The 25,586-nt window shown below is 38.3% G+C and carries 19 protein-coding genes, 1 tRNA gene and 1 pseudogene; 17 read left to right on the plus strand and 4 right to left on the minus strand.

Annotation, left to right across the window (positions count from 1 at the left end; genetic code table 11):
* From ACFIK0_RS06205 to ACFIK0_RS06265, 13 genes and pseudogenes are all read left to right on the plus strand, one after another.
* Nucleotides 1–65, plus strand: a pseudogene (locus ACFIK0_RS06205) (elongation factor Tu); the annotation flags it as partial.
* 47 nt (nt 66–112) lie between these two features.
* Nucleotides 113–188, plus strand: a tRNA-Trp gene (locus ACFIK0_RS06210).
* Between the two features lie 200 nt (nt 189–388).
* Nucleotides 389–601, plus strand: coding sequence for a preprotein translocase subunit SecE (gene secE / locus ACFIK0_RS06215; protein WP_273790652.1), 213 nt, complete (start codon nt 389–391; stop codon nt 599–601).
* Nucleotides 602–621: 20 nt separating this feature from the next.
* Nucleotides 622–1,152, plus strand: a complete 531-nt coding sequence (nusG, locus tag ACFIK0_RS06220; protein ID WP_273790740.1) for a transcription termination/antitermination protein NusG — start codon at nt 622–624, stop codon at nt 1,150–1,152.
* 149 nt (nt 1,153–1,301) lie between these two features.
* Nucleotides 1,302–1,730 (plus strand): 50S ribosomal protein L11, encoded by a 429-nt coding sequence (gene rplK, locus ACFIK0_RS06225; RefSeq protein ID WP_273723157.1) that lies wholly within the window; start codon nt 1,302–1,304, stop codon nt 1,728–1,730.
* A gap of 4 nt (nt 1,731–1,734) precedes the next feature.
* Entirely contained in the window at nt 1,735–2,439 is a 705-nt protein-coding gene (gene rplA / locus ACFIK0_RS06230) for a 50S ribosomal protein L1 (protein WP_375631242.1), read from the plus strand.
* Between the two features lie 361 nt (nt 2,440–2,800).
* Complete coding sequence (rplJ, locus tag ACFIK0_RS06235; protein ID WP_012755027.1) at nt 2,801–3,319, plus strand: 50S ribosomal protein L10; 519 nt, start codon at nt 2,801–2,803, stop codon at nt 3,317–3,319.
* Nucleotides 3,320–3,420: 101 nt separating this feature from the next.
* The gene (gene rplL, locus ACFIK0_RS06240; RefSeq protein ID WP_273790654.1) at nt 3,421–3,792 is read left to right on the plus strand and encodes a 50S ribosomal protein L7/L12; all 372 of its coding nucleotides are present in this window, start codon (nt 3,421–3,423) and stop codon (nt 3,790–3,792) included.
* 289 nt (nt 3,793–4,081) lie between these two features.
* Nucleotides 4,082–8,230 carry a DNA-directed RNA polymerase subunit beta gene (gene rpoB, locus ACFIK0_RS06245; protein ID WP_375663662.1) on the plus strand — a complete coding sequence of 1,383 codons (4,149 nt, stop codon included), beginning with the start codon at nt 4,082–4,084 and terminating at the stop codon, nt 8,228–8,230.
* 172 nt (nt 8,231–8,402) lie between these two features.
* Entirely contained in the window at nt 8,403–12,614 is a 4,212-nt protein-coding gene (rpoC, locus tag ACFIK0_RS06250) for a DNA-directed RNA polymerase subunit beta' (protein WP_375663663.1), read from the plus strand.
* Between the two features lie 545 nt (nt 12,615–13,159).
* Entirely contained in the window at nt 13,160–13,546 is a 387-nt protein-coding gene (locus ACFIK0_RS06255) for a MerR family DNA-binding transcriptional regulator (RefSeq protein ID WP_375663664.1), read from the plus strand.
* Between the two features lie 206 nt (nt 13,547–13,752).
* A complete protein-coding gene (locus ACFIK0_RS06260) occupies nt 13,753–14,442 on the plus strand; it encodes a nitroreductase (protein ID WP_375631245.1) in 690 nt (229 codons plus the stop codon).
* Between the two features lie 341 nt (nt 14,443–14,783).
* The gene (locus ACFIK0_RS06265; RefSeq protein ID WP_375631239.1) at nt 14,784–16,175 is read left to right on the plus strand and encodes an L-serine ammonia-lyase; all 1,392 of its coding nucleotides are present in this window, start codon (nt 14,784–14,786) and stop codon (nt 16,173–16,175) included.
* Between the two features lie 1,798 nt (nt 16,176–17,973).
* Here ACFIK0_RS06265 and ACFIK0_RS06270 read toward each other — a convergent pair.
* Both ACFIK0_RS06270 and ACFIK0_RS06275 read right to left on the minus strand, forming a co-directional pair.
* The gene (locus ACFIK0_RS06270) at nt 17,974–18,252 is read right to left on the minus strand and encodes a hypothetical protein (RefSeq protein WP_273790659.1); all 279 of its coding nucleotides are present in this window, start codon (nt 18,250–18,252) and stop codon (nt 17,974–17,976) included.
* A gap of 32 nt (nt 18,253–18,284) precedes the next feature.
* Entirely contained in the window at nt 18,285–19,634 is a 1,350-nt protein-coding gene (locus ACFIK0_RS06275; protein ID WP_375637729.1) for a D-alanyl-D-alanine carboxypeptidase, read from the minus strand.
* Nucleotides 19,635–19,869: 235 nt separating this feature from the next.
* Here ACFIK0_RS06275 and clpS point away from each other — a divergent pair, with 235 nt between their 5' ends.
* Both clpS and clpA read left to right on the plus strand, forming a co-directional pair.
* A complete protein-coding gene (gene clpS / locus ACFIK0_RS06280) occupies nt 19,870–20,241 on the plus strand; it encodes an ATP-dependent Clp protease adapter ClpS (RefSeq protein WP_375663675.1) in 372 nt (123 codons plus the stop codon).
* Between the two features lie 6 nt (nt 20,242–20,247).
* The gene (gene clpA / locus ACFIK0_RS06285) at nt 20,248–22,599 is read left to right on the plus strand and encodes an ATP-dependent Clp protease ATP-binding subunit ClpA (protein WP_375663665.1); all 2,352 of its coding nucleotides are present in this window, start codon (nt 20,248–20,250) and stop codon (nt 22,597–22,599) included.
* A 7-nt stretch (nt 22,600–22,606) separates the two neighbouring features.
* Here clpA and ACFIK0_RS06290 read toward each other — a convergent pair whose 3' ends face one another.
* Together ACFIK0_RS06290 and ACFIK0_RS06295 are read right to left on the minus strand one after the other, a co-directional pair.
* Nucleotides 22,607–23,029 carry an HIT family protein gene (locus tag ACFIK0_RS06290; protein WP_375631236.1) on the minus strand — a complete coding sequence of 141 codons (423 nt, stop codon included), beginning with the start codon at nt 23,027–23,029 and terminating at the stop codon, nt 22,607–22,609.
* Between the two features lie 134 nt (nt 23,030–23,163).
* A complete protein-coding gene (locus tag ACFIK0_RS06295; RefSeq protein WP_375607219.1) occupies nt 23,164–23,625 on the minus strand; it encodes a RidA family protein in 462 nt (153 codons plus the stop codon).
* A gap of 145 nt (nt 23,626–23,770) precedes the next feature.
* Between ACFIK0_RS06295 and ACFIK0_RS06300 the strand changes: the two genes are divergently transcribed.
* Both ACFIK0_RS06300 and rpsB read left to right on the plus strand, forming a co-directional pair.
* Nucleotides 23,771–24,607, plus strand: coding sequence for a cell envelope integrity EipB family protein (locus ACFIK0_RS06300; RefSeq protein ID WP_273790664.1), 837 nt, complete (start codon nt 23,771–23,773; stop codon nt 24,605–24,607).
* A 167-nt stretch (nt 24,608–24,774) separates the two neighbouring features.
* Nucleotides 24,775–25,554: a 30S ribosomal protein S2 gene (gene rpsB, locus ACFIK0_RS06305; protein ID WP_273788135.1), complete on the plus strand. Its 780-nt coding sequence runs from the start codon at nt 24,775–24,777 to the stop codon at nt 25,552–25,554.
* Nucleotides 25,555–25,586: the final 32 nt, after the last annotated feature.

Genomic DNA, 25,586 nt, shown 5'->3' on the forward strand with positions numbered 1-25,586 from the left:
GTTTTGCTATTCGTGAAGGTGGTCGTACTGTTGGTGCCGGTATCGTCTCTAAGATCATTGAATAAATAATGCTTGTTAAAGGGGTGTTAAAAGTGTTTTAGTTTTGAGAGTTAGGGGTATAGCTCAGTTGGTAGAGCGGCGGTCTCCAAAACCGCAGGTCGCGGGTTCAAGTCCTGCTGCCCCTGCCAAAGGGGGGATTTTACATATAAGGGAGTGGATTTTGCTGCCTTTTTCGCTTTTTTTGATATGGGGCTTGTTTTTTTGTGTGTGAAACGGTATTGAATAGAAAGTAAGGAAATTGCATAAGTCTGAAAGTTGGCTTTTGCATTTTTTCCTGTTTATTTTGTTCTATAAAACACAATAGGACTAGAGAGAGTATAGTGTGACGATGGCATCTAAAACCAATCCGATTACCTTTTTGAAGCAGGTTTATGCAGAAACAATTAAAGTGAAATGGCCTACACGTCGTGAGACGGTTATTTCTACTATTATGGTTTTGTTGGTAACTGCATTGGCTTCAGCTTTCTTTTTTATTGTGGATCAGGTTATGCATTTTGGTGTTTGGCGGGTTATTGATCTTCTGAAATATCTTTTTAGTTGAGAATGTAAGGAAGTGTGACTGTGGCAGCTCGTTGGTATATTGTTCAGGCATATTCAAATTTTGAAAAGAAAGTAGCGGAAGCTATTGATAAGGAGGCAAAGCAAAAGGGACTTGATCATCTTTTTGAAAAGATTTTTGTTCCAACAGAGCGTGTTGTAGAGGTTCGTCGTGGACGCAAAGTTGATACTGAGCGAAAATTTTTTCCTGGTTATGTTCTTGTTCGTGCTGAGTTAACAGATGAAGTTTATCATCTTATTAAGAATACGCCTAAAGTGACAGGTTTTTTAGGATCGGATGCGCGTCCTGTTCCAATTTCTGATCGAGAGGTTGAGCAAATTCTCAAACAAGTTCAGGAAAGGGTTGAGTCTCCAAAGTCCTCTGTATTGTTTGAGGTTGGAGAGCAAGTTCGCGTTGCTGATGGTCCTTTTGTTTCGTTTAATGGAATTGTTCAAGAGGTTGAAGAAGAGCGCTCTCGTCTTAAGGTTGAAGTGCTTATTTTTGGGCGTCCTACGCCTGTTGATTTGGAATTTGGTCAGGTTGAAAAACTCTGATTAAACTTAGAGTAGTTTTAATTACTTTAAGGAAGGAGTGGGAGGTGATTTATAGCTTTTGTCGGCTTAATGATCCGAACCACGTGACTGCAGCGGGTAACGGGCAAGGTGAATTGTCAGTATACCAGTGAAATTAAAGGCAGATTGTTATGGCAAAAAAAAGTATAGGTCAGCTTAAGTTGCAGGTTCCTGCAGGAGCTGCTACTCCATCTCCACCGATTGGTCCAGCTCTTGGGCAGCGTGGTATTAATATCATGGAGTTTTGTAAGGCGTTTAATGCAGCTACACAAGAAATGGAAAAGGGAGCGCCGATTCCAGTTGTTATTACGTATTATCAAGATAAGTCTTTCACATTTTCTCTCAAGACGCCTCCTGTATCATTCTTTTTAAAGAAGGAAGCAAACCTGAAATCTGGCTCAAAAGAGCCTGGTAAAGTGTCTGTAGGAAGCATTTCTCGCGATAAAATTCGTTCGATTGCGGAATCAAAGATGAAAGATCTTAATGCGAATGACATTGAGGCAGCAATGCGTATGGTTGAAGGTTCTGCTCGCTCGATGGGCTTGGAAGTGGTGGGCTAATATTATGGCAAAAGTAGCAAAAAGAATAAAAAATATCCGGAAAGATATTGATTTTAATGAACTTTACGCTTTAAAAGATGCCGTTTCAATGGTTAAGGAGCGTGCAGTTGCTAAGTTTGATGAAACAATCGAAATTTCAATGAACTTGGGTGTTGATCCTCGTCATGCTGATCAAATGGTTCGAGGTGTTGCTCATTTGCCTAATGGGACAGGGAGAAATATTCGTGTTGCCGTTTTTGCTCGTGGGGATAAGGCTGAGGAAGCTAAGGCGGCAGGAGCTGATATTGTGGGTGCCGAAGATTTATTTGAAAGCGTTAATAGAGGGACTATAGACTTTGATCGTTGTATTGCAACGCCAGACATGATGCCTCTTGTTGGTCGTCTTGGTAAGATTCTTGGTCCACGGAGTTTGATGCCAAATCCGAAGGTTGGTACTGTAACACTTGATATCGCCGGTGCTGTCAAAGCTTCTAAAGGTGGTGCTGTTGAGTTTCGTGTGGAAAAAGCTGGTATTGTGCATGCTGGTATTGGTAAGGCTTCTTTTGGTGTTGAAAAAATCGTAGAAAATATAAAAGCCTTTGCAAGTGCAGTTATTAAAGCCAAACCGCAAGGTGCAAAAGGTGAATATATTAAACGCGTTGCTGTTTCGTCGACTATGGGAGTTGGTGTTAAAGTTGATCCAGCAACGGTTCGTTCAGAGTTAATGTAAGCTGATTTATGATTTTGTTTTTTGGGGTATGGGAATATCAAAATTGTATTTTAAAGTGCTGGTTTTGATCAGCATTTAGCTATCTAAGCTTTATAGGGCTTAGGTTGTGCCGGGAGAAATTCCGGAATATCCTGTCCGAGATTGTAGGTGATACTTTTAAGTATCTTAATCAAAAAAAACCTGCATGAGACTGGGGTAAAAACTGAGAGTTAAAAGACTTAAAGGGTTTGAGCCAAGGTTGCCTTTGAACGCTGTGCGTGAAAAAGGGGACAGGATCCTCATCGGTGACATGAAGTATTTTATGTTATCAAAGGTAACCAACAGGTTTGTTTTAAGTAAATCTGTTAAATGGAGAGAGACAGTGAATAGAGCGGAAAAACGCGAATTTGTTACATGGCTTAACGAGGCTTTTCGGAAGTCTGGTTCTGTTGTTGTTGCACATTATTCCGGTCTGACAGTTTCACAGATGAATGATCTGCGTTCGAAAATGGGTGAAGCTGGCGGTGCCGTTAAAGTCGCCAAAAACCGTCTTGCTAAAATCGCTCTTCAGGGCACGGAATCTGAATCGATAGTGGGTTTGTTTACTGGACAAACACTTATTGCTTATTCAGAAGATCCAATCACAGCACCGAAAGTTGCTGTTGATTTTGCGAAAAGCAATGACAAATTTGTCATACTTGGCGGTTCAATGGGTGCAACAAGTTTAACTGTAGATGCTGTGAAGTCATTGGCTTCATTGCCTTCATTAAACGAGTTGCGTGCAAAACTTGTGGGTATGATTTCTACCCCTGCGACCCGTATTGCACAGGTTGTTAATGCCCCTGCTGGTCAGGTTGCACGTGTCATTGGAGCATATGCTCAGGAGGATAAGGCGGCTTAAGGCTGTTTGTATTCACGTTTATGGAAGAGCTTTAATGCTTTTCTGTTTTTTTGGATAAAATTTAATAATGGTTCAAATCTTTTAATTGAAGGAATTTAAAAATGGCTGATCTAGAGAAGATCGTAGAAGACCTTTCTAATCTAACCCTTTTGGAAGCCGCTGAGCTTTCTAAGTTACTTGAAGAAAAGTGGGGAGTTTCGGCTGCTGCTCCTGTAGCTGTCGCTGCTGTTGCTGGTGCTGCTGCTCCAGCTGCTGAAGAAAAAACAGAATTTGATGTTATTCTTGTTGAAGGTGGCGCACAAAAAATTAATGTTATTAAGGAAGTTCGTGCTCTTACTGGACTTGGTCTTAAAGAAGCTAAAGATCTGGTTGAAGGTGCACCTAAGCCTATTAAAGAGGCTGCTTCTAAAGAAGAAGCAGAAAAAATTAAATCTCAACTTGAAGCTGCTGGTGCTAAAGTGGAACTTAAGTAAATTTAATTTTATCGGCGGGCATTTATGTTCGCCGATTTCTTTCTCTTAATACAAAGAGGGAAAATAATGAGTAAAAAACCTTTTCCTAATGGTTTCGTAACAGGAATGGGATAGGTTTAGATTACTTACTCCTTCATCATAGAGTCAAAGAGATAAATGGCTTATGTTGGTGGGGAAAGTTAATGATGCTCATTATTGAGTGTCAAGTGAACTGGTCTGCATATGCAGGTTAATGATATAAGGCTTTCAAGGTTGGTCTACCTTGAAGAGTAAAGATCAAGGAGCGACGATGGCTCAGACTCACGCAATGATGTCTCAATTCAATGGTCGTAAGCGCGTACGCAAATTTTTTGGTAAGATTCCTGAAGTAGCAGAAATGCCGAATCTTATTGAGGTTCAAAAAGCGTCATACGATCAGTTTCTCATGGTTGAGGAACCGAAAGGTGGACGACCAGATGAAGGTTTGCAAGCTGTTTTTAAATCTGTTTTTCCTATTTCAGATTTTTCCGGTACAGCTATGCTTGAGTTTGTAGGTTATGAATTTGATTTACCAAAATTTGATGTTGAAGAGTGCCGTCAACGTGATTTAACTTATGCTGCCCCATTAAAGGTCATATTGCGTTTGATTGTTTTTGATGTTGATGAGGATACTGGCTCCAAAGATATCAAAGACATTAAAGAGCAAGGCGTTTATATGGGCGATATGCCTTTAATGACGACGAATGGTACCTTTGTTGTTAATGGTACGGAGCGTGTTATTGTTTCTCAGATGCATCGTTCTCCTGGTGTCTTTTTTGACCATGATAAAGGAAAGTCCCATTCATCAGGAAAGCTTCTTTTTGCTGCTCGTGTTATTCCGTATCGTGGTTCTTGGCTTGATATTGAGTTTGATGCTAAGGACATCGTTTATGCGCGTATTGATCGACGGCGCAAAATTCCTGTTACAAGTCTTTTGATGGCATTAGGTATGGATGCGTCAGATATTTTATCAACGTTTTATGATAAAGTGACTTATGAGCGTGATGGAGAAGGATGGCGAGTTCCTTATTCTGTTGATCGCTTTAAAGGAATGAAGCTCATTTCTGACCTTATAGATGCATATAGTGGTGAAGTCGTTGCGGAGGCTGGTAAAAAATTAACAGTTCGTACTGCGAAGTCTTTGGCAGAAAAAGGACTTAAAGCGGTTAAAGTTAGTGAAGATGATTTATTAGGTTGTTATCTAGCCGAAGATATCGTCAATTACGAAACAGGTGAAATCTACCTTGAGGCTGGTGATGAAATTGACGAAAAAGTATTAAAAATTTTGCTTGATGTTAGTGCTGATCAAATCAATATTCTTGATATTGATCACATGAATATTGGCGCTTACATCCGCAATACTTTGAAGGTGGATAAAAATGAAAGTCGGCAGGATGCGTTATTTGATATTTACCGAGTAATGCGTCCAGGTGAGCCTCCAACAATCGATACAGCAGAAGCAATGTTCCATTCATTGTTTTTTGATCCAGAGCGTTATGATCTTTCTGCTGTTGGGCGTGTTAAGATGAATTTGCGTATGGATCTTGATTGTCCAGACACAGTTCGCATTTTACGCCAAGAGGATATTCTTGCTGTTGTTAAGATGTTGGTTGAATTGCGTGATGGACGTGGTGAAATTGATGATATTGATAATCTTGGCAACCGTCGCGTTCGTTCCGTTGGGGAGTTGATGGAAAATCAATATCGCATTGGTCTTCTTCGTATGGAGCGTGCGATAAAAGAGCGTATGTCATCGGTTGAAATTGATACAGTTATGCCACAGGATTTGATCAATGCAAAGCCTGCTGCAGCAGCAGTTCGTGAGTTTTTTGGGTCTTCACAATTGTCGCAGTTTATGGATCAAACCAATCCATTGTCGGAAATTACCCATAAGCGCCGTCTTTCTGCTCTTGGTCCAGGCGGTTTGACTCGTGAACGTGCGGGTTTTGAAGTCCGTGACGTACATCCTACGCATTATGGTCGTATTTGTCCGATTGAAACACCAGAAGGCCCCAATATTGGTCTAATCAACTCCTTAGCAACATTTGCGCGAGTTAACAAATATGGCTTTATTGAAAGTCCATATCGAAAAATTATTGATGGAAAAGTTACAAAAGAAGTTATTTATCTTTCAGCGATGGAAGAAGCAAAGCATTATGTCGCTCAGGCTAATTCTTCATTAGATAGCGAAGGTCGTTTTATAGAAGAGTTTGTTGTTTGCCGTCATGCTGGTGAAGTTTTAATGGCGCCGCGTGATCATGTTGATTTGATGGATGTTTCACCAAAACAGTTGGTTTCAGTTGCAGCAGCGCTTATTCCTTTTTTGGAAAATGATGATGCGAATCGTGCACTTATGGGATCGAACATGCAGCGTCAGGCAGTTCCTCTTGTACGCGCTGAAGCACCATTTGTTGGGACGGGAATGGAATCCATAGTTGCGCGCGATTCAGGAGCTGCTGTGAGTGCAAAACGTAGTGGTGTTGTTGATCAAGTTGATGCTACCCGTATTGTTATCCGTGCAACAGAAGATTTAGATCCTTCAAAATCAGGCGTTGATATTTACCGCTTACAGAAATTTCAGCGTTCTAATCAGTCCACTTGTATTAATCAGCGTCCTCTTGTAAATGTTGGTGATAGGGTAGAAAAAGGTGATATCATTGCAGATGGTCCATCCACGGATCTTGGTGATTTGGCTCTTGGGCGGAATGTTCTCGTAGCCTTTATGCCTTGGAATGGATACAATTATGAAGATTCTATTTTGTTATCCGAGCGCATTGTTGCTGATGATGTGTTTACTTCAATTCATATTGAGGAATTTGAAGTTGCGGCACGCGATACAAAACTTGGGCCTGAGGAAATTACGCGCGACATTCCTAATGTTGCGGAAGAAGCGTTAAGAAATCTTGATGAAGCTGGCATTATTTATATTGGTGCTGAAGTTCAACCGGGTGATATTTTAGTTGGAAAGATTACCCCAAAAGGTGAAAGTCCCATGACGCCGGAAGAAAAGCTTCTGCGTGCGATTTTTGGGGAAAAGGCATCCGATGTTCGTGATACTTCTATGCGTATGCCTCCTGGGACTTTTGGTACTGTTGTTGAAGTTCGCGTTTTTAATCGCCATGGCGTGGAAAAAGATGAACGTGCGATGGCAATTGAGCGTGAAGAAATTGAGCGTTTAGCAAAAGACCGTGATGATGAACAGTCTATTCTTGATCGCAATGTTTATTCGCGCCTCACCGATATGTTGACAGGTAAAGTTGCTGTAGAAGGTCCGAAAGGCTTTTCGGGCAGCAAAAAGCTTGATAGTACAGTGATGGGGCATTATCCACGATCCCAGTGGTGGCAATTTGCTGTTGAGGATGAAAAACTTCAAAATGAAATTGAAGCTTTGCGCAAGCAATATGATGAATCAAAGGAAGCATTACAACGTCGCTTTATGGATAAAGTTGAAAAGGTCCAAAGAGGTGATGAAATGCCTCCTGGTGTCATGAAAATGGTGAAGGTTTTTGTGGCTGTGAAGCGCAAAATCCAACCAGGTGATAAGATGGCGGGACGTCACGGAAATAAGGGTGTTGTTTCACGTATTCTTCCCGTAGAAGATATGCCATTTCTTGAAGATGGGACCCATGCTGATATCGTCTTGAATCCGCTTGGTGTGCCTAGTCGTATGAATGTTGGACAAATTCTTGAGACGCACCTTGGTTGGGCATGTGCGGGGATGGGCAAGAAGATTGGTGATTTGTTAGAGTTGTATCAAGAGACTGGGGATATATTGCCGCTGCGTCAGCGTATTGAAAATCTTATGCCTGATGATAATCATAATGAACCAGTCCGTCAGTATGATAATGAAAGCCTCTACAAATTGGCATTACAGATGAAAAAAGGGGTTTCAATTGCAACGCCTGTTTTTGATGGAGCACATGAGTCTGATATTAACATGATGCTGGAAGACGCAGGCTTAGATAGTTCAGGGCAGGTTACGCTTTATGATGGTCGTACTGGGGAGCCTTTTGATCGTCCAGTAACGGTGGGATATATTTACATGTTGAAATTGCATCACCTTGTTGATGATAAGATTCATGCACGTTCTATAGGTCCCTATTCACTTGTTACGCAGCAGCCATTAGGAGGTAAGGCACAGTTTGGTGGTCAGCGTTTTGGTGAAATGGAGGTATGGGCACTTGAAGCTTATGGTGCTGCATACACTTTGCAGGAGATGCTAACAGTAAAATCAGATGATGTGGCTGGGCGGACAAAAGTCTATGAGGCAATTGTGCGTGGTGATGATACATTTGAGGCAGGGATACCCGAAAGCTTTAATGTGTTGGTAAAAGAAATGCGCTCACTTGCTCTTAATGTGGAGCTTGATGATGCGCGTGAACTTATTGCACAGCGGGCATTGTCTGATACGGCAGAGTAATAATTCAAGGAGCGCACTGGAAAAAGGCTGCGCTCTTATTACTTTAAGAGGCTCAATAACCTTATTAAGGCTATACAGGTCGTTTTTAAAAGTAAATGTATTTTAAAAAAGATCTGTTATAAAATAAATGAGATATTACAACAGGTTCTAAGAATCTTTGAAGGAGAACAGCATGAACCACGAGGTCATGAATCTTTTCAATCCTCAAGCGCCAGCGCAGACATTTGACTCTATTCGTATTTCTATTGCGAGTCCTGAGAAAATTTTGTCCTGGTCGTATGGTGAGATTAAGAAGCCTGAGACTATTAATTATCGGACTTTTAAACCAGAACGTGATGGTCTTTTTTGTGCACGTATATTTGGCCCTATTAAGGACTATGAGTGTCTATGTGGCAAATATAAACGCATGAAGTATAAGGGCATTATTTGTGAAAAATGCGGTGTAGAGGTTACTCTTTCGCGCGTACGTCGTGAGCGTATGGGGCATATTGAACTTGCGGCACCTGTTGCACATATATGGTTTCTTAAATCATTACCAGGTCGTATTTCTACACTTTTAGATTTAACTTTAAAAGATATTGAGCGGGTTCTTTATTTTGAGAATTATATTGTAACCGAACCAGGATTGACATCTCTTAAGCTCCATCAGCTTCTTTCTGAAGAAGAATATATGCTTGCTATTGATGAGTTCGGAGAAGATCAATTTACAGCTATGATTGGCGCTGAAGCTATTTACGAGCTTTTAGCTAGTATGGAGTTAGATAAAATCGCTAATGATTTGCGTCTCGAATTAGCTGAAACAACTTCAGAGTTAAAGCAGAAAAAATTGATTAAACGACTTAAAATCGTTGAAAATTTTCTTGAATCTGGGAATAAGCCAGAGTGGATGATAATGAAAACAATTCCGGTTATTCCACCGGATTTGCGTCCATTGGTTCCGCTTGATGGTGGGCGTTTTGCGACATCAGATCTGAATGATCTTTATCGGCGTGTTATTAATCGTAATAACCGCTTGAAACGGCTGATTGAATTGCGTGCTCCTGGAATTATCGTGCGCAATGAAAAGCGTATGGTACAAGAAGCTGTTGATGCATTGTTTGATAATGGACGGCGTGGGCGTGTGATTACTGGAGCCAATAAACGTCCTCTCAAGTCTCTATCAGATATGTTGAAGGGCAAGCAAGGACGGTTTCGTCAGAACTTACTTGGGAAGCGAGTTGATTACTCGGGGCGTTCTGTTATCGTGACGGGTCCTGAATTAAAATTGCATCAATGTGGTCTTCCTAAAAAAATGGCTCTTGAATTATTTAAGCCTTTTATTTATGCGCGGCTTGATGCAAAAGGCTATTCATCAACGGTAAAGCAGGCAAAGAAGCTTGTTGAAAAAGAACATCCAGAAGTTTGGGATATCTTGGATGAGGTTATTCGTGAACACCCTGTTTTACTCAACCGTGCGCCAACATTGCACCGTTTGGGGATTCAGGCTTTTGAACCTATCTTAATTGAAGGCAAAGCTATTCAACTTCATCCACTGGTGTGTACTGCTTTTAATGCAGATTTTGATGGTGATCAGATGGCGGTTCACGTTCCGCTTTCTCTTGAAGCGCAGCTTGAAGCCCGTGTTTTGATGATGTCCACCAATAATATTCTTCATCCGGCCAATGGTGCTCCCATTATTGTTCCCTCACAGGATATGGTTCTTGGTCTTTATTATCTTTCAATTGTTTCTGAAAAAGAACCAGGTGAAGGAATGGCCTTTTCTGATATAGGTGAGCTTCATTATGCCTTGGAAAATAAGGTTGTAACGCTTCATACGAAGATTAAAGGCCGTGTTAAGAATATTGGGAAGGATGGAAAAGAAGTTTCTAAACTTTATGATACGACACCTGGTCGTTTGATTATCGGTGAGCTTTTGCCAAGAAGTGCGGATATCTCATTTGATATTGTCAATCAAGAGATGACGAAAAAGAATATTTCTAAAATGATTGATCATGTTTATCGGCACTGTGGACAAAAAGAGACGGTTATTTTTTGTGACCGTATTATGCAGCTTGGCTTTTCTTATGCTTGTCGTGCAGGAATTTCATTCGGTAAGGATGATATGGTTATTCCTGATAGTAAGTCTCGTTTAGTTGCAGAAACAGAAGCTTTGGCTAAGGAGTACGAACAGCAATATAATGATGGTTTGATTACACAAGGTGAAAAATACAATAAGGTTGTAGATGCTTGGGGTAAATGTACAGATCGCGTTGCAGATGAAATGATGAAACGTATTCAAGCCGTCGATTTTGATCCTAAAACAGGTCGTCAACGGCCGATGAATTCGATCTATATGATGTCGCACTCTGGTGCTCGTGGTTCTGCTAACCAGATGAGACAATTGGCCGGTATGCGTGGATTAATGGCAAAACCATCGGGTGAAATTATTGAAACGCCCATTATTTCAAATTTTAAAGAAGGTCTAACTGTTAATGAGTACTTCAATTCCACGCATGGTGCACGTAAAGGACTTGCTGATACTGCGTTAAAGACGGCGAACTCTGGTTATTTAACACGGCGTCTTGTTGATGTTGCACAGGATGCTATTATTTCAGCAGTTGATTGTGGTACCGCAAAAGGGCTTACCATGCAGCCGATTGTTGATGCAGGACAAATTGTTGCCTCCATTGGGCAAAGAATTCTTGGTCGTACAGCGCTTGTTGATATTCTACATCCTGTCTCTGGAGAGGTTATCCTTGAAGGTGGAGCAATGATTGAGGAAGCTGATGTTGCGAAGATTGAAGCAGCTGGGATTCAATCTGTTCAAATTCGCTCTGCTTTAACATGTGAAACACGTCTTGGTGTTTGTGCAAAATGCTATGGTCGTGATTTGGCGCGTGGAACACCTGTTAATCAGGGAGAAGCCGTTGGTGTTATTGCTGCTCAATCCATTGGTGAGCCGGGAACACAGCTTACTATGCGTACTTTCCACTTAGGAGGAACTGCGCAGGTTGTTGATTCATCGTATTTAGAGGCATCTTATGAAGGTAAGGTGGAGATTCGTAATCGTAATGTGGTTCGTAACTCTGAAGGCCAATTGGTTGTTATGGGGCGTAATATGGCTATCCTTATCAAGGATGAGTTAGGAAAAGAGCGCGTTGTACATCGTGTTAGCTATGGTGCTCATATTTTTGTTGATGATGGTGATGTGGTTAAACGTGGCCAACGTATAGCAGAATGGGATCCTTATACACGTCCAATTTTAACGGAAGTTGAAGGTTATGTGGGTTTTGAAGATATGATTGATGGTTTATCTGTCACTGAAACAGCTGATGAATCTACGGGTATTACGAAGCGTTTAGTGATTGATTGGCGCGCTAATCCACGTGGTGCGGATCTTAAACCAGCCATTATTATTTACACAGATAAAGAAGGTGAATCCATTGCTAAATTGTATAAGGGAGGTGAAGCCCGTTATATGATGTCAGTGGAAACTATTCTTTCTGTTGAGCTTGGTGCTCATGTTAAGGCTGGTGATGTTATTGCTCGTTTGCCAATGGAAAGTGCCAAGACGAAAGATATTACGGGTGGTTTACCACGTGTGGCTGAGCTTTTTGAAGCGCGTCGTCCAAAGGATCATGCGATTATTGCTGAAGTAAGTGGCACGATTCGATTCGGCCGTGGTTATAAGAATAAACGTCGTATCATTATTGAACCAAATGATGAAACTCTTGAGGCAGTAGAATATTTGATTCCAAAAGGTAAGTTGTTTCATTTCCAAGAAGGCGATCAAATTGAAAAGGGAGATTATATCCTTGATGGTAATCCAGCACCTCATGATATCTTGGCGATTAAGGGGGTTGAAGCTTTGGCATCTTATCTTGTTAATGAGATTCAGGAGGTTTATCGTTTACAGGGAGTTCTTATTAATGATAAGCACATTGAAGTGATTGTTCGTCAAATGTTGCAAAAAGTTGAAATTACTGAATCTGGAGATTCTGGTTATATTCCAGGTGATAATGTTGATCGTATTGAACTTGATGAAATCAATGATAATTTGATTGCAGAAGGGAAGAAACCAGCATCTGGTAATCCCATTCTTCTTGGAATTACAAAAGCTTCTCTTCAAACGCCTTCTTTCATTTCGGCGGCATCGTTTCAGGAAACAACACGTGTTCTTACTGAAGCAGCAGTTTCTGGTAAAATTGATACTTTGCAAGGACTTAAAGAGAACGTTATTGTCGGTCGTCTTATTCCAGCAGGTACAGGTGGTACGATTTCTCAAATCCGTCGTATTGCTGCGGTTCGTGATGATTTGATTGTAGATGAGCAGCGTAAGTCTAGTAATAACGAAGTGGCTAAGGCTATGTTGACAAATATGACAACTGGGGCCGTTGCTGAATAATTTAAATACAACATCACATAATATAAAAACGTCTGAATAGAAAGTTCAGACGTTTTTTTATCTCAAAATGCAAAAGTTACATATTTTCTTGAAAATGTCAAAAATTATAAGGCGACAGTTATTGGGAACGTCTTTAGTAGCTTATTATTTTGTAATGATGTTTATCTTTTTTGTTACTTTATTTTAAAGTTTCTTAATTTCTAAAAGCAGTATAGAATTTTTTCAAAATATGTAAAACTCAAAAGCCATATTCAAGGAAAAGAGTGATTATCTACAAATCAAATAATGATTGATTTTGAATTTTAGGAAAATTTTTGATTGATATCTTCTATAAAGATTTAAAAGGACTTATAATGAAAGGTCAATAGTCTTTTCTGTAATCTAAAAAATAATTGATTCTCTACTATACAATGCTTGTATGATAAGAATGTATTTTCTTATAAATTAGAATGCAGGAAAGTAGAGATTAGGGTGCTTACTAAGTTTTTTATAAAAAATAGACACATTTCTTATAACAATGTGATCTATGCAGACAGAATGATAAAATGTACGAATATTATTCAATTGGAAAATTAACACGTGAGTTTTCAATAACAGCTCGAACTTTGCGTTATTATGAAGAAGAGGGACTTCTTAGTCCTTTTCGGCGTGGAAGTACACGGCTTTATACACAAACGGATCGTCATAAGTTAAAGCAAATACTGCGTGCTAAAAGAGTTAAATTTTCGTTGTCTGAAATATCTGATATGTTGACAATAGTTGGAAAACCACCAGATGATGAGAAAAAGCTTAAGAAATTAATTGCAGGAATTCATAAAAAACGAGCTGATTTAAAGCAGATGCAGCATGATGTTGATGATCTTCTACAGGATTTAGAACGAATTGAGGAGAGTTTTTTTGAGAGCTTAGCGGAGTTGGGGGTTAGTTATTGATTATAAAATTTATTTTGTCTACTTTTAGACAATTTTCTTTCTCTTAAAAGGGATAGGTTATACTATCTCTAAGGGGGATATTTAACACTGCGTGAAATGTGTAAGTCATTTAAAGAAATAGAGTGTTTGAAAAAGCTGCAAAGGTATTTTCGCAGTATATTGTCCTTGATAAGAAAAAATTATTTTTCATAAAGAAAGTAAAAACAATGACAGTTTCTCCTATGAGTGTTTTTCAATCTATTTTGTCACGAAAGTCAATTCGCGCTTTTACTGATCAGCCAGTTAGTTTGGAAACAATCAAAGAAATCTTAAAACTTGCAGCACGTGCACCATCTGGAACAAATATTCAGCCATGGCAAGTGATTGTGCTTACAGGAAGTGTATTACAGAAAGTAGGGCAAGAGCTTTCACAACTTGTGCTTTCAGGTGTAAAAGGAGAGCGTGAATATAGTTATTATCCACGTCAGTGGCGTGAGCCTTATATTTCAAGGCGTCGAAAAGTTGGTTTGGATCTTTATCAGAGTCTTGGAATTCAAAAAGGAGATAAAGAAAAAATACTTCATCAAAAGGCGCGAAATTTTTTATTTTTTGATGCACCTGTAGGACTCTTATTTACAATGGATCACGACATGGAAATGGGGAGTTGGCTTGATTTGGGTATGTTTATGCAGACCATTATGTTAGCTGCACGTGGATTTGGATTAGATACCTGTCCTCAAGCTGCTTTTGCTGATTATCATAAACAGATTCGTACGCTTTTATCTATTCCTTCTGATCGCCATATTATCTGTGGTATGGCACTTGGTTATCGCGATATGAGTGCTCCAGAAAACAAGTTTGAGACAGAACGAGAATCGTTAGAAAACTTTGTACGTTTCATTGAAACATACCCATAAAATATTTCATACAATTAAGCATACGTTTTGAAGAACTTAGTGCATTATGAAAAATATTTCCGATAAGATTTCTCATCCTTATTGAATTTTAATATTGCATATTAACACTTATTTTACTACGCTTGGAACATTAGGAGTGGTGACTCTAGGGGCATTGCCCGTTTTGAAGGTTGGCTAATGGAAAACACTATAGAAAGAAAGTGTTGGGTGGTAGCAAGACGAGCGACATTCGTGTTTATTGCTGTTATTTTTTTAGTTTATCTCGCAATTTGATTTTAAACGGGAGAAACGTTATGAAAAAGCATATATGCTCAAACTGTACTATAGTTTTGAGGTGATACGTGTTTCTATCTGTTTTTGAACTTTTTAAAATTGGGATTGGTCCTTCTAGCTCACATACGATGGGACCGATGACAGCTGCTAATATGTTTTTGCAAAAGATAGGAGATTTTTCTCAGTCGTCTGATATTCAAGTTTCTCGTATACGTGTTTATCTTTATGGTTCGTTAGCTTTCACGGGTATTGGTCATGCAACAGATAGGGCTATCATATTAGGACTTTTAGGAGAAAAAGCTTCTACTGTTGATCCTGATAGCATGGGGTTTCTGTTAGAAAAAGTTATACGTGAAAAAAAAGTGCAACCAGAAGGCCATCCCGCTTATCAGTTTGATGTGCAATGTGATCTTATTTTTGAACGAAAGCAAATCCTCCCTGGACATACAAATGGACTAGCCTTTGAAGGACTTAATACTGATGGGAATGTTCTGTTGCGGCAGATTTATTATTCTATCGGTGGTGGCTTTGTTGTGACTGAGGATGAATTAAGCCATATGAATGATAATATACAACCAGAAGCATTTGAGGTACCATATCCATTCGATTCTGCTTGTACAATGTTATCAATGGCAGAAAAATCAGGACTTTCAATTGCTGAAATGAAGCGCTTAAATGAAGAAACAAAGATAGAGCGTTCTTCTCTTGATGTAGGGCTTGATGAAATTTTTTCAGCGATGACAAATTGCATTGATAGAGGTCTTTCACAAGAAGGTGAGTTGCCTGGTGGATTGCGTGTTCTAAGGCGTGCTAAAAAGCTGCATGAAACGCTTTTGGAAAATCAAAGGAAAAATCACAATTATCCACTTTGGGCAAATGATTGGCTTTCGGTATATGCTATAGCAGTCAATGAGGAAAATGCAGCAGGTGGTCGTGTTGTTACAGCACCAACAAATGGCGCAGCTGGTGTTGTCCCAGCCGTTTTGCGTTATTATCTTCAATTTAATGATGATTCAGATCGAGAGGGAATACATAATTTTCTATTAACGGCAGCAGCTATAGGCGGTGTTATCAAACATAATGCCTCTATTTCTGGTGCAGAAGTTGGGTGTCAAGGTGAAGTTGGAACGGCATCTTCAATGGCCGCAGCAGGGTTGACCGCAGCATTAGGTGGAACACCAGCTCAAATTGAAAATGCGGCAGAAATTGCGCTTGAACATCATTTGGGAATGACATGTGATCCTGTTGCAGGTCTTGTACAAGTTCCTTGTATTGAGCGTAATGCAATGGGAGCTGTTAAGGCGGTAACGGCTTCTTCTCTTGCATTATATGGTAATGGAGATCATTTTGTTTCTCTTGATGCTTGTATAGAAACAATGCGCCAGACTGGTCATGATATGAGTGAACGCTATAAAGAGACAAGTAAAGGTGGTCTTGCAGTCAATGCAATATCTTGTTAAGAGCTAGAACATTTTTCAATCCATAACTGGACGTTTTGGAGAAGAATCGTATTTCCTGATAAAGCTTATGTTTTTTGTTCCTTATAAATCAAAACTCCAAATTAATTCAGCAGCATGCTTAAAATAAATTTGAGATGGCTCAGTGCTTTCTTAACGAATAGTAGCTGTTGATACAAGTTTGGAGAGAGCGTATTGTTGATTATGTTTGATTTGTCCTAAAATGGAAAAAATAAAAAAGCGTAAAGTAAAATTAGTGATCAATTTACCATTATTTTTTTAGCTGGGTTTTATGGTTTTAAAAAGTTTCCATAGCCATATCTTTTAAGTAATGGAAGATTATACCTGAGTATCCAAGGAAAATTTATTTTAAATCTGAATAATTATGATAAAGAGAGATTTTTAAAGATTTTAATTTTTTAAAAGTGAAGTTTTTTGCTACCTATATGGTAAAAAAATATCTTGAAAAGAAACACTAATTTACAATAATTAAAGATATATTGGGAATATCTTTTTTATTTATAAATTCTGTACCGACAAAAAAATTAAAATAAATAATAACGTATACATTAGGAAATATTTATAAAAATTTTCATGAGAATAGAATGCACACGATAGAACATTATCGTGTTACTTGTTCGTGAGTTCGTTTAAAAAATATCTCTCAACGCTCCTAAGCTCATTTCGCGATGGCACCCGTGAATGATATAATAACGGTAAATCCATTGAGCTGTCCCATCTTTATGCTTAATAAAAAGAGTACGCTGGGCATGATTGCACACTTTGCCAAGCCCCCCCGTACAGGGATCAAAGCCCTTAGCATTTGAAATGGTTCATTATAGGTATTTTGAGTATTTTGGGTACAGTTTTACGCCACACACTAATCTCGCCCATAACATGCAAGAGAACGGTTTTTATTAATTCAACATAAACAAGTTTCAAATGAGAGAATCTTACGATATTCGAGATTATCATCTAACATGCAAAATAATGAATTATCTTTATAAATCAGCATCTTGAATATGAATAGTATAATGTAAGTCATTCCATGGATGGTATAAAATCTATAGAGTATTAGCATCTTTATTTATAAAGGGAGAAAACCAGCACTATCATCCTTTTTTCAACGATCAATGTTACAAAAGATCCTCGTACTTGAAATAATTCATAAGGGATATTTGATTCCTTTTTTAAATAGTTTATATGCCAATCTTTCTCGTGATGAGCAGGCGGACGATTTTGATTGATTCAATATAAGAAGGAAAATAAGAGAATTTTACGAAAATCTCTTATTCAATATGCAAAAAATAAATTATAATTATAAATTAAAATCTTATGGAAATCGTTATCATGATATTTAATCTGATAATTTCTTTTACGTTTTTTCATCAATAGTATTTGTATTTTCCAATTTGCTTTGTCTGTTGAAAGAAATGCAAGTAAGAGGAGTGAGATTATTTTTTACAGCGTTTATGTTGTCAGGGGAGCATTAGTAAGAGGGACTTTCTTTATTGAACGTTTAGAATAATTCCTAAAATGATAAGCTTTCATCCAATGAAGCTATTCATTTTCAAAAAGATATCAAGGATGATTTTTTATATCAAATCCAAAAGTGGAAAAATATTGGATGTTTTTTATGTTCTTAACAATGGTTTTATTGAAGGCTTGGAGATATTGGATAGTTGGAAAAGCTGTCAGAACAATTCCACAATTTAAGAAAAAAGTATGTTTATCAAAGGGTTTTCTAAGGCTGTAGATAATGGTTAATAATAAAATAGTTTTTTAGAGATGGTCTGTAGAATTAAATATTTGTTGCTCCTAGACGGATTTTAATAGGCACATTACCAGTTTGGCTCGCAACGCGTAAATGAATGCGTACAGGAGGCATTATGAGACGACGGTTGCGCATTGTTTGGCAAATGAGAAGGTTAACAAGAGATTGGGTATCTAATGCAGTCGAATTATATTTTAAACCAGTAAGTTTTGCAGCAGCATCGTGAAGAGAACGCAATGAAAGGAGGGATGATTGCTTCAATAAAATTTCTTTTTTATGGAATGAAGCAAAAGCATTATCTGTCATAATACTATCCTTAACGCAGAATTCAAAATTTTTTAGTAGGCTACAGTATAGCAGTTAAAATTTGCTTTCTTTAATGTAGAACAAGCATCAAATGCAGCTTTTTTTGATTGAAACCCTGTAAAGCGTGCTCGGTAATAACGCTGCCCATTTTTTTCAAACAGTTGCATATGTGAAGATGCGTGCTTTAAAGTAGAAAAAGCTATATTTTTTGCTTTTAAAAGTAGAGTTTTTGCTTGTTCTTCACTAGGAAGAGAACCTATTTGGATAGCCCATCCGGCATTTTCGGACAAAGAGGCTGTTACAATTTTATGAGTCTCAACCGGTATAGTTTTTTGAGGGTTCGGTATTGGTATAATTACCTTATTTACAGCCGTTATTGCGATGTTGGAGTTTTTAGGTTGTTCTGCAAATGCTGTCAACATAGTCGAAATTTCATCGTCAAAATTACTTAAATCATCTTTAATGGTTGGTATAGGAGTATTGGCGCCAGTGGGTAAGTGATAGCGTACAGAAGCTATTAAACGTTCACCACTTTTCATTTGGCTTGCTTTGGGCAAATATTGATTCAATAAGCTAGCCATATGCTCGTCACGTGCAGTAGATGATTTACCTCCCATAACAACAGCGACAATAGAGCGCCCCTCAAGACGCATCGAAGTTGCTAAATTAGAACCTGACATTTGTGTGTATCCTGTTTTAATTCCATCGACACCTTTCATTATTTTAACAAGTTTATTGTGGCTGTTAATTTTATGTCCACGGAAATTAAAACTTTTTGTTTTGAACAATTTATATTGTTTGGGAAAATGTTTACGTAAAGCTAAGGACAAAGTCGCTATATCTCGTGCTGTAGAATAATTGCGCACATCCGGAAGTCCTGAAGCATTTGCGAAATGTGTATGTTTCATGCCAAGTTTATGAGCTTTTGCTGTCATCATTTGAGCGAATTTTTTTTCACTACCTCCAAGATATTCTGCAATGGCAGCAGCAACATCATTTGCAGATCTTGTAATGAGTGCTTTAGCTGCTGATTCTGCAGAAATTGTTTGGCCTGCTTTAAACCCAATTTTTGTCGGTGGACGCATTGCTGCATAATGTGAAACAGGAATTGGTGTATTGGGTGTCACACGACGCATCTGCATAGCTTCAAAGAGTAAGTACAATGTCATCATTTTTGTTAAAGAAGCAGGATAACGTTTCAGTGTTGCATTGGCTTGAAATAGAGTTTTTCCCGTAGTAGCATCTATAACAATAGCTGCATACTTATCAGGATAGGCGCCTTGAGGTGTGGCTGATGCCCAACAGTAAGAAAGAGCTAACACAACAAAAGAAATTGCTATTGTTTTACAGTAGCGCATAATTTTTTGATAATTAATATACACTTGCAGTATCCTATTTCTCCATTTATCCTGAAAAACTTCTATAAAGCTTCCTTTTCTGTAATTTGTTGATGCAGTTTAGACGAATGGTATTACTAATTTGTTTACAGAAGTTATTTTATGAGTGAGTGATTGAAGTCTAACCATAGAGGGAAATTTTTTTCTAATACAAACAGGTATTGCAATAGTTATGAAAGAATTTAAAATTAATAAAAAATGTGCTGCATGGAAAACGATAATGGGACAGACGCTCATAATAAACTCTATAGCTCATATTATACATAATGAAAAGGGCAAGAATTGGGATGAAGGTAGGCATGGTGCGGTTATAATGCCTAAGGCTAGAGAAAAACTCGAAAAACCTAAATTATGTCGAGTTTTTTTGCTTAATGATGATTACACACCTATGGATTTTGTTGTTTTTGTTTTGAAGAACTTTTTTAAAAAAAGTTTCGAAGAGGCAACGCGGATAATGTTAAATGTTCATCACAATGGGATAGGAGAATGTGGGACTTATACTTATGAAGTCGCTGAAATGAAAATATTACAAGTGAGAGAATGTGCGCGTCAAAATGAACATCCGTTACAATGTGTAATGGAATGGAAGTGAGGAGCTATGCCATCTTTTACACCTAGTCTTGAAGAGGTTTTGCATCGTGCATTAACAATTGCTACTCAAGCACGGCATGAATATGCAACATTAGAGCATCTTCTACTTGCGCTGTTAGATGATGCCGATGCAAATTCCGTTATTCAGGCTTGCCAAGTAGATGTGGAGGAATTGCGAGAGCGCTTAACCAATTATCTTCGCTCAGAGTTAGATGAACAGATTAGAGCTGATGAGGATACAAAGCCTACAGCTTTTTTCCAGCGTGTTATCCAACGTGCGGTGATTCATGCACAATCGGCTGGAAAAGATGAAGTATCGGGGGCAAATGTTCTTGTTGCAATTTTTTCTGAACGTGAAAGCCATGCAGCATATTTTCTTCAAGAGATGGGAATGACACGCTATGATGCTGTACGTTTTATTTCACAGGGTGTCACGCGTGATGATGGGTTATCCATGTTACTTGAAGGACTTGAAGAGCAATTAGATCAGCAGATTTCGGATAATGGTGAAAGAGGAACAAGTGCTTTAACGAATTATTGTGTTGATCTCAATTGTAAAGCACGTAATGGAAAAGTTGATTTATTAATTGGCCGTGAAATAGAAATTTCACGCATGATTCAGATTTTATGTCGAAGGTCGAAAAACAATCCGCTTTTGGTTGGTGATCCTGGAGTGGGGAAAACCGCTATAATTGAGGGATTGGCAAAGCGCATTGTTGATGGGCAAGTGCCTGAAGTTTTATCAAATGCAACAATATTTTCTCTTGATATGGGGGGACTTGTTGCAGGTACACGTTATCGCGGTGATTTTGAAGAACGCTTAAAGCAAGTTATTAAAGAGTTTGAGCTGTATCCCGATGCTATTTTATTTATTGATGAAATTCATACCTTAATTGGAGCAGGAGCGACATTAGGGGGAAATATGGATGCAGCAAATCTTTTGAAACCTGTATTATCTTCTGGAACTATGCGATGTATTGGTTCGACGACTTATAGAGAATATCGCAAATTCTTTGAACAAGATCGTGCTTTAGAGCGTCGTTTTCAGAAGATTGATATTAATGAACCTTCTGTTACAGATGCGATTAAGATTTTGCAAGGGATGAAGCCTTACTTTGAAGATTTTCATCAGATTAAATATACAGATCAGGCGATGAAGGCATCTGTAGAATTATCTTCACGTTATATAATTGATCGTAGGTTACCTGACAAAGCAATTGATATTATTGATGAAAGTGGCGCAGCGCAAAAGCTTTTGCCACAAAAACAACGCAAGAAGAGTATAGGTGTTAAAGAAATTGAAGCGACTGTTGCTACAATTGCAAGAATTCCACCAAAAACAGTTTCTCGGAATGATCAGAAGATACTGAGTAAGCTTGAAAGAGAACTCAAACATGTTGTTTATGGTCAAGATCAGGCAATTTCCGTCTTAGTTTCATCCATAAAATTGGCGCGAGCAGGTTTACGCGAACCGGATAAACCAATAGGAAGTTATTTATTTTCAGGACCAACAGGTGTAGGAAAAACTGAAGTTGCAAAACAGCTTGCATCATCTTTAGGCATTGAATTATTGCGTTTTGATATGTCAGAATATATGGAACGGCATACGATAGCACGTTTAATCGGAGCACCTCCAGGTTATATAGGGTTTGATCAAGGAGGTCTCCTTACAGATGCCGTTGATCAGAAACCTCACGCAGTTCTATTGCTAGATGAGATTGAGAAAGCGCATCCAGAGTTATTTAATATTTTATTGCAGGTAATGGATTATGGTAGATTAACAGACCATAATGGTAAGAAAATTGATTTCCGCAATGTTATTTTGATTATGACGACCAATGCGGGTGCTTCAGATATGGCAAAATCAGCTATTGGATTTGGGAAAGTACATCGTGATGGTGAGGATATAGAAGAAATCAATCGGTTATTTACACCAGAATTTCGTAATCGGTTAGATGCAATTATTCCGTTTGCACCTTTATCTCATTTAATCATCAATCAGATAGTGCAAAAATTTATTTTTCAGCTTGAAGCACAATTAGCTGATCGGGGAATTTGTTTTGAATTAAGCCCTTCAGCAACTTTATGGCTTTCCAATAAAGGATATGATTCTCAGATGGGAGCACGCCCATTAGGGCGTGTTATACAAGAATATATTAAAAAGCCATTAGCTGATGAAATTTTATTTGGAAAGTTACGCAATGGTGGTATCGTTCGCGTATTGACACAAAAATCAAATGGTAAAAAAGAAAGCTTACAGTTAGAAATTTCATCTTCCGATATATCTGTAAGTTCAAAGAAAAGTAAAATGGAAAATTTTACAAAAAAACGTGTAGGAAAAAAAAGCTCAACAACTTAAGAGTGTGTTATAAGGCAGCACGGATTTTTTTTGCATTCTCTTCAAGTATTTCTGTAGGCGTTATCATATCATTATGAGGGGTAAGTTCTATTCCCTCCATACGTGGTATAATATGAAAATGGAGGTGATAAACGGTTTGTTGACTAGCTGCTTCATTAAATTGCATGACAGTTATGCCATCTGCCTGAAAGGCTTTTTTGACGGCATTTGCAATTTTTTGAACAGCTTTAATAACAGGAAATAATGTTTCAGTATCCGCATCAAGTAAGTTTCTCGAGCCTTTTTTAGGAATGACTAGCGTATGACCTGGTGCCTGTGGCATGATATCCATAAATCCAATAACATCATCATCTTCGTAGACACGAACAGAAGGGATTTCATTGCGAATCAATTTAGCAAAAATATTGTTATTGTCGTAAGCTTGTTTCATACAAATATTTCCTTTTATTGTAAGTTTAAGATTCTAATTTAAAAACGAAAAAATGCAAGGTTTATCAGAGTGTAAGACAAAGAAGTATTTTGACTTCAGTTATATTTAGGATGGTGCACTGTCTTAATGAAGGTTTAGATTTCTATGATAGCTTCAACTTCTACAGGAACATCCATAGGAAGAGAGGCAACACCAATAGCAGAACGGGCGTGTTTTCCAATTTCACCAAGGATATTGACGAATAAATTAGAAGCTCCATTGGCAACAAAAGGAATATCGGTAAAATGAGAATCTACAGCCACAAAAACAGTAATTTTTACCACACGTTTTATTTTATTTAAGTCACCCAGAGTTGCCTTGAGTTGCGCGAGAATATTGAGAGCGCAAGCTTCGGATGCTTTTTGGGCTTGTTCGGTATTCACAGTTGCACCAACTTTACCGATGGCTATTGGTTTTCCATTAATAAGGGGGAGTTGTCCAGAAATAAAGAGCTGATTGCCACTTTGTGAAGTGGTGATGTAATTGGCAAGGGGGGAGATTACTTCAGGAAGAGTGATTCCGAACTTCTCTAAGTTTTTTTCAATCATATTGGTCATAATGTTAACTCCATAGCTACTCTATAATATATTCATTGCATAATCTATTTTTTGATTTAAGAAAATGTGTGGTTAATTGAGAAATTAGCCTTTTTTGCCTTATTGTATGATGTTATGCAACGGGGATAAAGTTCGGAAGTTGGGAATGATTAGATCATTATTTATAATAATTTTATATATTGTTTTTTTATGTACTGCGAGAGCTGAAGAGCCCATTTTTATTGTGCCTCATCGAGCAATTTATGATTTTCATCTCGATAGTGTTTCTCATGAAATGACAATTTCTGCGATGTCAGGACGAATGGTTTACGAGCTTACTGGTTCGGCATGCCAAGGCTATAGCACACGTTTTCGTTTCATTAGCCGTGTTCACATTGAAGATATGCCAGTACGTTTGACGGATCAACAGACGACGAGTTATGAGACAGGAGACAGCCGTACATTTCGTTTTAATATCACAGATCAAGAGGGAGAAGAGGTTGTGCATCGTGCCGAGGGGGTTGCGGAGCGTACTCAAGATGGTATTACAGTTACCTTAAAAAAGCCAAAGGAAAAAGAGTATAAGCTTGCAATGGCTGAATTTCCAATAATGCAACTAAAAAATATTATCCGCCATGCAAAAGCAGGAGATCATTTTTACAATGTTACTGTATTTGATGGGACAAATAAAGCAGATAAAGTTATAAAAGAAAGTATCGTCATAGGGGAAAAGAAGACGCTTTTATCTGATAGCGAAACGGAAAAAGTAAGAAAATTGGATGAAGAAGAATATTGGCCTGTTACAATTTCTTATTTTGATGATGGAGAAAATAAAGATGGTTTGCCGGTTTATCGTAGCAGTTTTCTCTTACATGAGAATGGTGTCATGCGTGATCTTCATATAGATTATGGAACTTTTTCAGTGCGTGCAAAATTGAACAGTCTCGAATTCTTGGAACTTGGAAAAGATCTTAATCAATGTGAAAATGCAAATATTAAATGATTAAAGAAAATAACTTGAAAAAGAATCAAATATTAGTATGTTTGCGCTATTCCACACGCGGAGTCTGGGTGTTTGCAAATGATCTGTGAGAAAATTCTAGCAAGCATCCGCCGGTAGCAGGTCTTTCTGCTTTTTCCGCGGAGGTTGAACCGGAAAGGATAAGATTTATGGCACTACCCGATTTTACTATGCACCAGCTTTTAGAAGCCGGTGTGCATTTTGGTCACCAGACTCATCGCTGGAATCCCAAAATGACTCCCTATATTTATGGTCAGCGTAATAATATCCATATTATTGACCTTGCTCAGACCGTTCCACTTTTACACCAAGCGCTTAAACTTGTTTCAGATACTGTAGCGCGTGGTGGTCGTATTCTCTTTGTTGGTACGAAACGGCAAGCATCTGACATTATCGCAGATGCGGCGAATCGTTCCGCCCAGTATTACGTTAATGCACGTTGGCTTGGCGGCATGCTCACAAACTGGAAAACGATTTCCAATTCGATCCATCGTTTGCGGAAGCTTGATAAAATTCTTGCTGCTGAAGCGCAAGGCTTTACCAAAAAGGAACGTTTAAATCTTGAACGTGATCGTGAAAAGCTTAATCGTGCGCTTGGTGGTATTAAAGATATGGGTTCTGTTCCAGATCTTATTTTTGTTATCGATACGAATAAAGAAAATATTGCACTCCAAGAAGCAAAACGTTTAGGTATTCCAGTGATTGCTATTATTGATACCAATTGTGATCCCGATGACGTAACACATCCAATACCAGGTAATGACGATGCTTCACGTGCAATTTCTCTTTATTGCGATCTTTTTGCCCGTGCTGCTCTTGATGGTATTGCACGCCAGCAAGGAGCAATGGGTATCGATTTAGGAGCTCAAGTTGATGCACCTGTGGAGCCTATTTTGGAAGAAAATGCAGTTTCAGAAGTTTCTGAATAATATAAAACGCCTAATTAAGGTACTTTTATTGT

Origin of the sequence: Bartonella sp. CL63NXGY (assembly GCF_042194905.1) — a bacterium.
Lineage (GTDB): Bacteria > Pseudomonadota > Alphaproteobacteria > Rhizobiales > Rhizobiaceae > Bartonella.

Bases quoted from the DNA above. Each gene is read 5' to 3' on its own strand.
- clpA (WP_375663665.1), top strand. From the start codon at position 20,248: ATGCCATCTTTTACACCTAGTCTTGAAGAGGTTTTGCATCGTGCATTA.
- ACFIK0_RS06290 (WP_375631236.1), bottom strand. From the start codon at position 23,029: ATGAAACAAGCTTACGACAATAACAATATTTTTGCTAAATTGATTCGC.
- clpS (WP_375663675.1), top strand. From the start codon at position 19,870: ATGGGACAGACGCTCATAATAAACTCTATAGCTCATATTATACATAAT.
- rplA (WP_375631242.1), top strand. From the start codon at position 1,735: ATGGCAAAAGTAGCAAAAAGAATAAAAAATATCCGGAAAGATATTGAT.
- rpsB (WP_273788135.1), top strand. From the start codon at position 24,775: ATGGCACTACCCGATTTTACTATGCACCAGCTTTTAGAAGCCGGTGTG.
- ACFIK0_RS06300 (WP_273790664.1), top strand. From the start codon at position 23,771: ATGATTAGATCATTATTTATAATAATTTTATATATTGTTTTTTTATGT.
- ACFIK0_RS06255 (WP_375663664.1), top strand. From the start codon at position 13,160: ATGTACGAATATTATTCAATTGGAAAATTAACACGTGAGTTTTCAATA.
- ACFIK0_RS06295 (WP_375607219.1), bottom strand. From the start codon at position 23,625: ATGACCAATATGATTGAAAAAAACTTAGAGAAGTTCGGAATCACTCTT.
- rpoB (WP_375663662.1), top strand. From the start codon at position 4,082: ATGGCTCAGACTCACGCAATGATGTCTCAATTCAATGGTCGTAAGCGC.
- rpoC (WP_375663663.1), top strand. From the start codon at position 8,403: ATGAACCACGAGGTCATGAATCTTTTCAATCCTCAAGCGCCAGCGCAG.
- rplK (WP_273723157.1), top strand. From the start codon at position 1,302: ATGGCAAAAAAAAGTATAGGTCAGCTTAAGTTGCAGGTTCCTGCAGGA.
- ACFIK0_RS06260 (WP_375631245.1), top strand. From the start codon at position 13,753: ATGACAGTTTCTCCTATGAGTGTTTTTCAATCTATTTTGTCACGAAAG.
- ACFIK0_RS06270 (WP_273790659.1), bottom strand. From the start codon at position 18,252: ATGACAGATAATGCTTTTGCTTCATTCCATAAAAAAGAAATTTTATTG.
- rplL (WP_273790654.1), top strand. From the start codon at position 3,421: ATGGCTGATCTAGAGAAGATCGTAGAAGACCTTTCTAATCTAACCCTT.
- secE (WP_273790652.1), top strand. From the start codon at position 389: ATGGCATCTAAAACCAATCCGATTACCTTTTTGAAGCAGGTTTATGCA.